The organism is Prevotella sp. P4-51 (assembly GCF_002251455.1).
Lineage (GTDB): Bacteria > Bacteroidota > Bacteroidia > Bacteroidales > Bacteroidaceae > Prevotella.
Genome location: NZ_NPJM01000037.1, coordinates 1 through 12,878 on the forward strand (window position 1 = coordinate 1; position 12,878 = coordinate 12,878).

Here is a 12,878-nt window from a genome sequence, read left to right on the forward strand (position 1 = left end):
CAACTTTGCAACCAATCTCTTTGCAGGCCTCATTGCATACAATCTACTGCCCAAAAAGCCGTCAATGAATATTGAAATCATTGACAAAAGCAAACTAATTGCATAACTCTTACGTCGAACTCACGTTCTTTTAAGGTGGCAGTAGAGATGTAATGGTGGCTGTCGGTGTGACAGAAGCCCCATGTCGGTTTTCGCCTTGGCTGCCTTCCGTGGTCGGCAGCAGCCCTCTGCTACTGATAAATGACCATTGGCAGTCACTTTTTCTGATTGTCATTTGTTGTTATCCTTGTTATATTCTAATTTTGTAGGCAAAAGCCAGAGACAATGATAGCTATCAATGACAAGCTCGACGAACGGCTGCGCCAACAGATGGACGGCTGTCTGGATGAAGATGAGGAACTGCAGTTCCGCTTCATCGCCAAATCGTATGCGATGTGCGAAAACTCGATTGCCGTATTGAGCAATCTCCGCACCGACAAGAGCCATATATACTATGGCAAGACCAGCGATATCCTGGGCTTCGAGCCGGCGGGCAGCTATGAGAAGATAGACACCATCTGGGAAGAGAAGATACTGAGCCGCATTCACCCCGACGACCAGTGCCGCCGCCATCTGCAGGAACTGGTCTACTATCAGTTTGTGAGCACCTCTCACTCGGACCGGGCCTTCGACTGGTATCTCGAAAACACCATGCGCATGTGCGACAGTCACGGCAGATATCTCCCCACCCGCCACCGCATATTCTACTTCAAGGGCCATGGTCAGCGTGGCGTGTGCTATGCCATCTGTCTCTTCAACCTTGCCCCCAAGACCAGCCATCTTGCCCTGATGCGCAACTCTCTCAGCGGCGAGGAACGGCAGATAGACATCGACGAGAAGCAACTGCTCAGCGAGAGAGAGATTACCATCATGCATCTGGTCAATGAGGGACGCTCGAGCAAGGCCATCAGCGCCTGTCTGGATATCAGCAAGAACACGGTAGACCGTCACCGCCAGAACATCATCAACAAGCTGCAGGCATCTAATATGGTCGAGGCTTGCCACAAGGCCAAACAACTGGGATTACTGGATTGATACAACAACAAATGATATGAAAAAACTATTGGCAATCACCGCGTTTGCTGTTATGGCTATGACAGCTGGCGCACAGAGTCTGAACAAGATGACATGGTTCAACGAACCAGCAAGTTATGACATCAAGGGCAACACCCTGGTCATGGATGTACCCGGTCATTGCGACTATTGGCGCATTTCGCATTATGGATTCACCGTCGATGACGCACCGTTCTATTATGCCACCTATGGGGGTGAGTTTGAGGCCAAGGTCAAGATATCCGGCGACTACAAGGTACGCTTTGACCAGGCTGGTCTGATGATTCGCATCGACAAGGAAAACTGGCTCAAGGCCGGTATCGAGTATGTCGACGGCAAGTACAATCTCAGCACTGTCGTCACCCATCACACCAGCGACTGGAGCGTCATCGCCCTCGACCGCTCCGTCGACCACGTGTGGATCAAGGCCGTGCGCCGTCTCGACGCCATTGAGATATTCTATTCCTTTGACGACAAGACCTACACCATGATGCGCAACTGCTGGATGCAGGACAACACGCCGGTACAGGTGGGTCTTGCCACCGCCTGCCCCGACGGCGAAGGATTCAAGGCCAAGTTTGAAGGCTTCCAGGTAAAGCACCTGCCCGACCAGCGTCGCCTCGAGTGGCTCAAGGCCCACGCCGACAATTGATATTGTACCTCCCCCAGTGTTAAGATGCGCAGCGTCTCTACCCTATGTATACATAGCCAGTATTTACAACCGATTATTACTCAATATTTTATAGATAATAAGTCAGAAATATGGTTGTTATTTTTAATTGCACATTCTAAAAGGTGAAGATTTAACGCTTTTATTGATTATTAACTCAAAAAGGACATCAACTTGGGTCGTTTCTTCTCTTTTCCTTGCTATTCGTTTCCGATATTCCACTTTTGTTTTGGTCTATCTCATATGTACTGCAAAGGTATTGATTTTTGTTTGATATTGCTCCTTGCTTGCTCCTTGTCGTAGATTAATTTTCACACAGGAATTTTTGTTCTCTTTCTATAGGGGCTTGAAACAATCCATTTATTGGAAACAATTAAAGACGGAGCTGGTTTGCCCCAGTGCTTTTTAAGAAACAGGGCAATTATTTTATCTCCACAAAGGCTCTTGTTCCCAATTATGAGGAAAGCCTAATAAACGGGTTCTTACTGATGGGTATTTCGATAAAAGCTGCTTGAAATCTGCAACAAAAGTGTTGCCCATAGAAATGGAGTTAAGCCAATACACCACATAGCAGAGTTGCGGATAAAGTGTTTGTTCACGGAACGAGAAATCCGTAATCCATGTGTTTGGCATACGCATAGGCATCATTGGCTTGACAGGAAAGACCCGATTTGACAGTCTTGAATGATGGGCGCAGCAATTACGAAGTACGGGTCTGGGTACGGATTAAAAGGCTAAGTGATTATTTTCAGTCATTTAGCCTTTTTAATTATCTAATTTTTCCCCACAGCTGTCTATTTATATATTTTAGAAACATATTTTTCCGTAAAGTTATGTACCTTTGTCGGCAAATAAAGATATTCTCGTCAAACAAATATAAATAATATAAACATGGGAAAAAACAGAAAAAAACAAATCGTAGTTTTGTGTATAGCTTTAGTTTGCATTTTCATCTTGGTATTTTCATTGTTCCATAAATCAGCGACAAAAGATAGCGCAAATCCTCCTTTAACAAATGTTTTGACTGATAGCATTTCTCAAATTGTCTCAGCTTGTCCTGGCGAAATTGGTGTGGCGGTTATTGTTAATAACAGAGATACGGTTAAGGTCAATAATAAGAGTGTTTATCCTATGATGAGTGTGTTTAAGGTTCATCAGGCATTAGCTCTTTGTAATGACTTTGACAATAAAGGAATTTCACTTGATACCTTAGTAAATATAAATAGGGATAAACTTGACCCAAAGACTTGGAGTCCTATGCTGAAAGATTATTCAGGGCCAGTCATATCATTGACAGTGAGAGATTTGCTGCGTTATACTCTTACTCAGAGTGACAACAATGCAAGCAACCTTATGTTTAAGGATATGGTTAATGTCGCTCAAACAGATAGTTTTATAGCCACACTCATTCCTCGTTCAAGTTTTCAGATAGCTTATACGGAAGAGGAAATGTCGGCTGACCATAACAAGGCTTACTCTAACTATACATCTCCTCTTGGTGCTGCAATGTTGATGAATCGTTTGTTTACTGAAGGTCTTATCGATGATGAGAAACAAAGTTTCATTAAGAATACGTTAAAAGAATGCAAAACAGGTGTAGATAGGATAGCAGCTCCACTTCTTGATAAAGAAGGGGTTGTTATAGCGCATAAGACAGGTTCAGGTTATGTTAATGAAAATGGTGTTCTTGCAGCTCACAATGATGTTGCCTATATATGTCTGCCTAATAATATCAGTTATACCTTAGCGGTATTTGTTAAGGATTTCAAGGGAAATGAATCACAAGCGTCACAATATGTTGCGCATATATCAGCTGTAGTATATTCTTTATTAATGCAAACTTCAGTAAAATCTTAAACTGCACTTGCTTTGATAATTAATGATTAGTAATCTAAAAGCACTCTAATCGTTATCGGAGTGCTTTTAGATTACTAATCAAATTGCTTCTATTATAATTTGAATCCTCTACTTTTTCTTTCTTCCTGTTGCGGCACTCTTGCTCCATATCTAAGCCTGTGCCATTGCTCCCTGAACCAGTCGGCAATCGGCTTCCTGTTTATTGTCAGGTTCAGCCTGCTTTCATCGTCAGGGTCATTTTCCACCCTTAAAATATCATCCTTTATATCAAAGTTCCGCCTGTGTTGCTCGGAATAGATTTTACCGCTACATTTCAGGGCTTCTTTTTTGACTATAAGACTTTCAGTCATTTCTTTAGAGAATCCCAGCATGGCACAAAACTTTTCCATGCGCAGCATTTCCCTGAACATCGGAAACCACCTAAAAGCCTTGTCTATGATTCTGGCGAGCCGTGACAGTTCTTTTTCTTTCATGTCAAGTTCCTGCCTGTGCATTTCTCTGAGATTGTGGATTTGCGTATCATGCTGTTTCTGCATCTGCTGTACTTGGCTCTGCAATTTTTCAATATTGGTGTTCCGTTTTGAAACCTCGTCTTGCAGTTTTTCGTTGGCACGTTCCAGTTCTTTCAGTTTTCCACTCCCGAAAAGAGAAGCAACTCCACTAGTTATGGCTGTCGCTGCCGTGGTGGCTGTCTTCTTTAACTTGTCAGTGCGTATTTCTGATTTCACCTGTTTCAGTTCCTGCTCGGCAAGATTTATCTGTTCTTCTTTGTGCCGTTTGGCTGCATCCATGCGTTGCAGTTCAGCTTTCTGCTTCTCAATGATAAAGTCGTTCCGTTCCAGATGCTCCTTACCAGTGACAACCTTTGACTGCCCGCGTTCCATCAGCAGGATGTCGGATGCAAGGGTCTGCATCTGCATCATGTCATCGTCATTGAGCTTTCGGCTCTTTCCTGTTTCGTGGTTCATCCAGTCGAAAACGATATGGGCATGATAGTTCGGCTTGAACCATCTGTCCCCGACTTTGAAGCTTTCCCTGTCTTCCGCTTCCGGCTGACCGTTCAGCCAATGCCCTTCATCCTTGTGCAGGAAGATTTGCAGCGGTGTGATTCCCCAGCGTCTTTGACACTCCTCACCGAATTTACGCACGTCTGCCAGTGTGGTGTCCGACCTGACAAGCAGCACTCCTTCACGTATGGGGGAGCATCCCGCAATCTTGACTATTTTACCGTTCTTGCTTTTGCGTTCACGCTCCTTTTCCTGCATGGCACGTCCGGTCTTTTCCTTTACCATCTGTCTGATATTGTCATAATGCGTCCGCAAATCCGGACTGCCGAAGTCGGGATTTATCCACTGTTCGTTATCGGTGGATAGTTCAGGAACGACATAGATTCTGGACTCTCCGATGTGGCGCATGTATTCGGCAGTCCTCCTGTTGTGAGCCTCGCTCGATGCGATGTTGCAGGGCTTGATATGTATGCTTGATTTTGTTGCCATAGATACTTGTTTTTTGGTTTGTACTTTATTGTTAGCTTTTCCGCTGTCCGTAAACGCATGGGGTTCTTAGGGGTGCAACCCATAAGCGGAGATTGCAAAGAGAGGGTCACTCTTTGCTCTGGGTTCTCAGGGGAGAAACGCCCTGAGTGGGTTATTAGGGTAAAACCCTAATCCTCTCGGGAGAGCCCACAACTACGTAAGCGAAGCGTGTAGTTATAGTGGGCTATATCAATGGCAAGCCATTGTCCGACACTACAACCTCCGGTTTCCGCTCTCCTCCGTTAAGGAGGGTTTCCGTCACCGCTGCCGATTAGGGATGCACTGACCAGCACAAGCCCCAGATCATCTATCAGCTTTTGAAGGGCGGGGTTCTTTCCTGTCATTCTTAGCAGGATTCTTTCCGCTTCCACCAGATGGTCAGCTGTACAATTTATCCTGCTGTCCCGTATCTGGTAAATTATCCAGTCGGCTATGTCGATATGTGCCGCCTTCTGCTCCGGCGTTGCGTTCTTCTCTATGAGGTCAGACACCATCACCTTGCAGAAGGTCATGCCGTCGGCACGCTCTTTCCATTCGGCATAGGCATCGGCATCTGGAAAGAGAAGTAGGGTCCGTCCGCTCAGTACACGGAGCTTTTCCTCCCGCAACTGGCTTTTGCCTCCTGCCGCCAGCCATACATAATCGGGGAAGAGGGCGGAACCGATAACGGCACTCTTCTCGGATTCCACCAGAACCGCCACCTTGTCAGGATAGACACTCAGCAGGTGTTCCCCGAAAAGGCATTGGGAAAGCTGCCATTCCTCCGCCAGCACCCGCTGCCTTTTCAGTATGCTGTGTATCCAGTTCACTGCCGATGCATGTCCGTCCTTTACACGGTGTCCGTCCCCGGGATTGTACTGCATCACCTTGCCAGTCCGCACCTTGTTCTCCCGGTCAATCTGCCAGAAGATGACCGCACCGTCACGGGTAGCTCCCAGACGGTAATCCTCCATCAACCGTTCCAGCACTTCCTTTGCCTTGCTGCCGTAATAGGAATCAAGCAGTACTGAAAGGAAACGGCAGAAGTTGCTATGCACGCTCTGCGATTTCTCCACATAGTGCGGCGGTATGTAACCGATGGCTGTCTGTTGCAGCGGTTGCTTGGGCTTCTGCGCCATACATTGTCTGCCGGAAGAGAAATCACCGGTGGTCCGGCATTCGGGGTGGTCGTGAAAATACTGTCTGGGCGTATAATGATACCCGCAACCGCTTTCGTGGTTGCATCTGCCGACTGACGGGTGAAGGGGCGTACCGCTTTCGTCCACATAGTAGGCAAAGGAACGTCTGTCCCCGCAATTCGGACAGGTATGCCGTGTTGACGTTCCTTTATATTTCTGTAATGAATAGTTGCTCATGACTTTTTTTGATGTTTGGTTTTCTACTGTTGTCCCGCTGTCCCGTCCCCTAAAGGCTGGGACAGTGGGACACTTGGGACACCCCGGGACACTCTGGAAAATCAGGGCCCGGTTTGTATGCTCCCATGTTCTGCAAATGATACGGTCGGCTGGCATACAGCCGTGTGCAGGCTGCTTTTTCATGGTTTGTCCTCCTTTTCATGTCCTGCAAACAGCTCCGCCTGCCTTGCTTCTCCTGCTGTCCCGCTTGTCCCATCTGTCCCATGCTGTCCCACCTGTCCCATTGTCCCGTTCTCCTTGGGACGGGACAGCGGGACAGCAGGGACAGCTGCGTTCCTGTCCTCCTTGCTGCGCTGGATTATCCGGCTGACGGTGGACTTGCCGCAATTGACCTGCGAGGCTATCTCCCGGACTGACTTCCCGGATTGGGACAGTTGCAGGATAAGGCAATCCCTTTGTCCCGATTCGTTGTCACCCGGTTTCTTCAGGTGTTCCTTTTCGGTTGAATAGCCCCTGAACACGAATTGCAGGAAGGCATCCGTTTTCTCAATCTCATAGACAATCACATTGTCGGCATCATACGAGAATGTCCCGTAACGGACCTTAAGCTGCTTCACATAGCGGAGTCCCCCGTCCAGTGCGCTTTTCCCGATGACAAACACGCTGTCAAAGAAATTGTAGAGCCGCTTGCTTCCGGCAAGGTCGTTGGACGTGATGGGACAGTCCAGTGAACGCTTTGGGGTGTGTGCCAGGACAAGGATGGAAAGCCCGTATCTCTTTTTGAGATTGTTGAGCTGTATCATCAGCCGTCCCGCCGCATCGCCTTTCTCCATGGCACAGCACAGGTAAGTAAGGTTGTCAACGATGAAGATCCTGCAGCGGGTCTGCTGTGCCATCTGTTCGATGCTGCCGATGATTGTCCCTTCAAAGTCGGCATCCAGAAGGGCGTCGCTGTCAAGCGATACCCGGTACAGCCTTTCGGGAAAGGTGTAAGGCTTTCCGTACTCGTCGGTATAGCGGAGCTGGAACTGCTTTTCAGAGAGTTCAAAGTCCAGATAAAGCACGTTGTCAGTCCGGGCGATACGGTCGGCTATCTGCACGGCAAGGATGGATTTCCCCACGTTGGAATCCGCAAAGAGGCAGGACAGTTCCCCCTCGTACCAGAAACTGTCCCACAACGCACGGGGCGTGGGCAGCTGCGATGCTTCGAGTATGGTCCGGTTGGCGGTCTTTATGCTCATCACGCCGATATTTTCCGGCATACCGTTCTGCATCTGGGCTGCCCTTGTCAGGTCGCCATGGATCATGCTGATATAGTTCTTGTCCTCTTCCATGGCTTTTACCAGTTACGTTGGCCGGGCTTGCGGCGATGGGAGGAGGACATGGACTCGCTGAGTTCCTCATCGGACAGGGGTACGGGATTCTTGCGGGAGGATTCCAGCCATCTGTCCAGTTCGTCACGGTAAAGGCAATAGCGTTTGCCGGGCTTGGTGGCCGGAATGCTTCCGTCCGACAGTTTCATGTAGAGCGTTCCCTTGGGAATACCGAGATATTCCGCCGCTTCATCCACGGACATGGGGACATGGGTGTCCACCGCCTTTGCATTGTTCACACTGCGCTGCTCGGTAAGCAGGCTTCTCAAGCTCATCACTTCGTCCCGAAGCTGGGCTACGACCTCCGGTAGGTCGTTGAATGTAATCACTGTTTTTTCCATTTGCGTACTCGCCTCTTTTGTAAGGCTTGGCGCAAAGGACCGCAATGATATGGCCGTGAAGATATTCACGGGATGTCATTGCAAAATAATTCCCAAATAACGATGCCCAACCGTGAATGACGGGCAAAGCTATTCGGGAAACAATGAGATACAGGCTGTTACGTGTTGCCTGATACTTGTCGTTATTGTTGTTATATCCCCGGGAAACGGTCAACTGTTCACTTTCCGTGCATAATCTTCGGGATAATGGAAGTCCAGACTGCCGTTTTCGGGTTCGTCAATGGGAATAAGCGTCTTTGACGGATCGACCTTGAAGTTCTTTATGGTCGCTATATCCGTGTCGGCAAACTCACGTGGAAAAAGGGTCTTGATAAAATTGGCACGGTTGTCCCCGTTGTAGTATTTCTTGTACATGAAACGCTCGGAGATGTTCCACACGAAATGGCGGAGCGGAATGTTGGTAATCTCCCTGGTCAGCCGTCCTGTTATCGGCTTGGGCTTGTAGCTGTGAAGGCACATCCACTTGTTGACCTCGGCACAGATATGGTTGACGGTCTCCTTGTCGGCAATACGGGGCATGACGAAGTGGATGTACTCCATGACCATGCGGATCCGTTCCGCCTCTTCCTGCTTCTGTCTGTCCTCATAGCTGGCACGATTCTTTTCGTGCAGTTCCGGGGCAATGGCAATCTCTACCGGTTTTATATCCGGGGTTGCTTCCCTGTTTGTCGGCATTGGTGTCGGAGCTGCAGGTTCATTTGCATCCTGTAGCTGTTCTTCCTGAGCCCTTATGATTCCGGCAGATGCCTTTTTCTTGCTGGACTTGAGTTTCCAGATCTCGTATGAGTCGAAAATGACCGTCTGGAAAGAGAGATAGAGCAGCCAACCGAGAATGTTGCTGCATACAAAGACTATCAGCCTTACAAAATTGTCCTGATTGAAACTTGCGGAGACAATCAGCGTGATAAAAAAGGAAATCAGGCAGATGGCAACGCCGATGAATCCCAGAATGATGTATTTGTCCTTTATCGTTGGTTCCATATCGTTTTTTTCGGTTATTACTTGTAACTGTCAGGTCTTTGCAAATTTAATGGTATTCTTCCAATTATTGCTCATTAGCCTTGGTTGGCGGTTTCTTTTTCAATGTTTTTCACCAAAAGTCCGGAATCATACCAAAATATCATACTATAATGACTTTTTAAGGAATGGTGCCATCAGAAACTGAGGGAGCGGTTAAAGCCTGCACGCAATAACCGCTCCCCCTGAATATCCTGAAACAAGGCCTATGCTTCCTTGTGTTTCAGGGTTATCTTGTCCACCACCTCGCACATCTGTTGTGCAGCCATCTTGGAATAGATTTGTGTGGTGGTAATGTTCTTGTGTCCCAGACAGGCTTGTATGACAGCCATGTCCGTGCCCATTTCCACGTGCAGGCTTCCGAATGAATGCCGGGTACAATGGAAGGTTATCTTCTTGGTTATGCCTGCCGCCGACAGCCAACGCTTCAGGGGCCCCTGCAGCATCTTGTCCTTGAAGCCCTCAAAGATAAGTCCTTCATGCCGTTCCCCGAGCAGTCCGTAGGCTTCATCACTGATGGGGTTGTGTACAATCTGCTTCGTCTTCTGCATACGGGTGGTCACGAACATCTTGCCGTTGGTATACGGCTGTATCTGCTGCCAGGTAAGCTGCCTGATGTCGCTCTTCCGCAATCCCGTCAGGCAGGCGAAAAGGAAAGCTCTTTTCAGAACCTCTTCCTCGCATGGCGTTTCGGCAAGCCGTATCAGTTCCTCCTGGCTCAGATGCTCTCTCATGGTGGGAATACTCTCGATACGGTCCAGAAAGCCGTTGGGATTCTCCTTTATCTTCCTGTCACGGTAGGCCGTGTGCAGGACGGCACGGAAAGCCGACCAGTAGCCCGCCGCAGAATTGATATGCAGCTTTTGGTTGGTATGTATGGTCTGGGGAGCGTTCAGCAGGTACTCCATGAACTTGCGGCACAAGTCCACGTCCACCTCTTCAAAGGTGCATTTGCCATTTACAAACCGTTCAAAGTGTTTGTAGACGTGCTGCCACTTGATATTCCTTCTGTCTGCCAGTTCCTTGAAGTAGGCGAGGAAATCCCCTTTCATCCTGGCCTTGTCAAAGAAGCCGTTGTTCTCGTTGAAGATGGCTTCGTAACGCCTGTTGCGGAGTATCTCTGCCTTCTTCATCATGCGTGCGTTGAAGTCACGCTCCTGCTGGTTGGCAGGTTTGGCAAAAATGTAAATACCCAGAGCTTCACGTGTTATCACTTTCATGGTGGTGTTGTCACGGTAGCCGGGATAATAGTCCAGACACAGCGAATACTGTGTACCGTTCTTGATCTTGCGCTTGCGCAAGGTTACTGTCTTGCATTTACTCATATTGATGATGTTTTAACTGGTTGTACATTTCCGGAGGTGTCTCCGTGTTCACGGTGGCAAAGGAACAACGTGAAACAGCCGTGAATATCTCCACGACAATCATTTTAAAATAATTTTCGAGTAATGGCGGTTGCTTGCGGTTATTTGTTCCTTTCAGCCATGACACGCTCCACGTCGGAGCGTAGAAGCAGGTTCTTCACGCCGACCTTTATCTTTTCGATGTGCCTAACCTTGACGATATGGCAGATGTTGGCTGAGGAAAGTCCGTAAATCTGCCGGACCTGTTCCACGGTGTAATAACGCTCGTCGTTCACAAGGTCGGTTCTGCGGAGTTCGTCCAGATGGGACTTGGAGTAATAGGTGCGGCCGTATTCTCTTTTGGTCGGTATCCTGTGCCGGTAGGCGTATGCCCGGAGTGCGGCAGGCTTCATGCCGAACTGCTCTTCCGCTTCTTCGGTCAGGAGCCAGTCGGTGATACTGTCCATATCAACAGCCGTACCGAAGAACTCGTCAACATGCTTCTTGCTGTAATAGTTCTTTCCAGCGATACGGCAGATGGAAATGCGATTGCGTTTGGCGGTGGTATAGAGCCATGACTGTTTGACCTTATAAAGGGACATCACCTCTTCACCGGAATAGAAGTCCGGCACTTCATCGGTTACCTTTTCCCTTTTTTCTTTTTTCGCCGGGAAGGAAGATGAAGCGGATTTTTTCGGTGTGGAAGTGCTGCCGGGCAGGATGCGGTGGTAGGGATTGCTCTCCAGCATCCGCTCGATGTCGGCTCTGCGGATGAATGCCATGCGGTTGCTGATGCGTGAGGCTTTCAGCTTGCCCATGGCTACAAGTTTATAGATGTACTGTCGGGAACAGCCCATGAGTATGGCTACTTTGGAAAAGGTGAGATACTCCTGATGCTGTATCTCCATGATTGGCCGGACGGCTTTGAAGAGGTTGTTCTTCTGTGTCATTCTGGCTCGCCGGGCTTCCGCCTGACAAGCCTCGCTGCAATACCTTTGCATTCCGCTGCAGGTTACAAAGGACTTGCCGCAAAAACTGCATTTTCGGGTTGCTTTCATACTGCTTTATCGTTTACTGGTTCATTTCTTCAATCCTATATTCCTGAAGTGGTGAACGGATGTAAACGGCAGTCAACGGTTGTCGCCTTTCTACACGATGTGACCGTCACTGAATGTCGGGGCGGATATTGTCGCTTGTCGTAAACGGTTGTAAACCCTTGTCAACTGTCTGCACGGTGTGACAAAAAACAAGCCCCGCAAATTCTCCACGTCAGAAATACGTCTCAAAAATATGTGGAAATTTGGGAAGCATCAAAAAGCAGCCGAAAAGTGTTAATTTTTAGAATGTACTGATAATTAAATGTTTATGTTTGGATATTTCTGATTGTTTTTGGTTGTTCTACGCTTCTAAATACATAGCCAAAATGCAACGCTGTAAGTGTTGCGTTTAGCCGTAGGCGTTATGTGTCTCATGCGCTTCGATATTCTCTGGATATACTCGCATAAGAAGCTACAAAAAGATTTGTGGCTTTTCAGGGCTTCGCCCTGTGCGTCCGTGTGTGTCGTGTAATATCTCGAGAGCGAGCTCTCGGCTATTCCCCGCCACCCCCAGCCGCGCCTGCCTGATGGCAGGCTGAAAAGCCGCAAATACAAAAAGTCCGCCGTTGGCGGTAAAAAAAAGTCCGGCTTGCGCCGGTACAAAAAGTGATTAGCTTTTTTTCCTATCGGCAGGTGTCAATCAGATGGAATAACACAAGCAACTGTTTTTTTACCGCCAACGGCGAATTTTTTGAACGGCCAACGGCCGCTTTTTTTTACCGTGGCTGCTGTTGTCGCCATGCAGCGCATGGCGTTGGGGATGGTGGTGATGACAAGGAGGAAAACTCGTTTTCCGACTGGCGTCGCTACCGTCACCAAAAAGGCGAAGCCGACAACAGCCGCCATGGCTTTTTGTGTTTATATCATCCTATATTATATCCTGCTGTGGGTAACGCTGTATTGCCCTGAACTAAGTTGAATAAAAAAGTTCAAATAAAATGGGCAAAGAGAACAAAAATGAAGTATTAAAGTTCCAAGAACCAGCACTTCAACGCAAGCAATCTTGCATAAAGCGCCTATCAGACGACCAAAAACGTATGATACTGCACGCACATCTGGTAAATGGAGTCAGTAAGGCAGAATTAGCAAGAGTTTTTGGCATCAGACGTGAGACTATTTGGAGATGGATTAGTACCTT

Annotated in this window: 12 protein-coding genes and 1 pseudogene; 5 read left to right on the plus strand and 8 right to left on the minus strand. The window is 48.0% G+C overall.

All coding sequences use genetic code 11. The features are described 5' to 3' along the window. The 4 genes and pseudogenes from CIK94_RS13960 to CIK94_RS04505 all read left to right on the plus strand — a co-directional run. A pseudogene (locus tag CIK94_RS13960) lies at positions 1-106 on the plus strand (IS982 family transposase); the annotation flags it as partial. Between the two features lie 218 nt (positions 107-324). Beyond that, positions 325-1,074, plus strand: coding sequence for a response regulator transcription factor (locus tag CIK94_RS04490; protein ID WP_022309628.1), 750 nt, complete (start codon positions 325-327; stop codon positions 1,072-1,074). Between the two features lie 16 nt (positions 1,075-1,090). Continuing rightward, positions 1,091-1,744, plus strand: coding sequence for a DUF1349 domain-containing protein (locus CIK94_RS04495; protein WP_094389026.1), 654 nt, complete (start codon positions 1,091-1,093; stop codon positions 1,742-1,744). 909 nt (positions 1,745-2,653) lie between these two features. After that, positions 2,654-3,619 carry a CfxA family broad-spectrum class A beta-lactamase gene (locus CIK94_RS04505; protein ID WP_057259305.1) on the plus strand — a complete coding sequence of 322 codons (966 nt, stop codon included), beginning with the start codon at positions 2,654-2,656 and terminating at the stop codon, positions 3,617-3,619. Between the two features lie 92 nt (positions 3,620-3,711). Here CIK94_RS04505 and CIK94_RS04510 read toward each other — a convergent pair whose 3' ends face one another. The 8 genes from CIK94_RS04510 to CIK94_RS13975 form a co-directional block, all read right to left on the minus strand. Next, positions 3,712-5,115, minus strand: a complete 1,404-nt coding sequence (locus CIK94_RS04510; RefSeq protein WP_094421562.1) for a mobilization protein — start codon at positions 5,113-5,115, stop codon at positions 3,712-3,714. Positions 5,116-5,396: 281 nt separating this feature from the next. Beyond that, positions 5,397-6,509, minus strand: a complete 1,113-nt coding sequence (locus CIK94_RS04515) for a DUF6371 domain-containing protein (protein WP_094389041.1) — start codon at positions 6,507-6,509, stop codon at positions 5,397-5,399. Positions 6,510-6,688: 179 nt separating this feature from the next. After that, positions 6,689-7,843: an AAA family ATPase gene (locus CIK94_RS04520; RefSeq protein ID WP_057259283.1), complete on the minus strand. Its 1,155-nt coding sequence runs from the start codon at positions 7,841-7,843 to the stop codon at positions 6,689-6,691. A gap of 5 nt (positions 7,844-7,848) precedes the next feature. After that, a complete protein-coding gene (locus CIK94_RS04525; protein ID WP_007758558.1) occupies positions 7,849-8,223 on the minus strand; it encodes a helix-turn-helix domain-containing protein in 375 nt (124 codons plus the stop codon). Between the two features lie 210 nt (positions 8,224-8,433). Next, on the minus strand, positions 8,434-9,264 hold the full coding sequence (locus tag CIK94_RS04530; protein WP_057259282.1) for a hypothetical protein: 831 nt from the start codon (positions 9,262-9,264) through the stop codon (positions 8,434-8,436). Positions 9,265-9,506: 242 nt separating this feature from the next. Next, positions 9,507-10,625, minus strand: coding sequence for a site-specific integrase (locus CIK94_RS04535; protein ID WP_057259280.1), 1,119 nt, complete (start codon positions 10,623-10,625; stop codon positions 9,507-9,509). A gap of 140 nt (positions 10,626-10,765) precedes the next feature. Beyond that, on the minus strand, positions 10,766-11,701 hold the full coding sequence (locus CIK94_RS04540) for a helix-turn-helix domain-containing protein (RefSeq protein ID WP_094389028.1): 936 nt from the start codon (positions 11,699-11,701) through the stop codon (positions 10,766-10,768). A gap of 675 nt (positions 11,702-12,376) precedes the next feature. Next, positions 12,377-12,586 carry a hypothetical protein gene (locus tag CIK94_RS13975; RefSeq protein WP_144008292.1) on the minus strand — a complete coding sequence of 70 codons (210 nt, stop codon included), beginning with the start codon at positions 12,584-12,586 and terminating at the stop codon, positions 12,377-12,379. 92 nt (positions 12,587-12,678) lie between these two features. Here CIK94_RS13975 and CIK94_RS13980 point away from each other — a divergent pair. Next, positions 12,679-12,878 (plus strand): helix-turn-helix domain-containing protein (locus CIK94_RS13980; protein ID WP_173845674.1); only part of this gene is annotated, 200 nt, incomplete at its 3' end.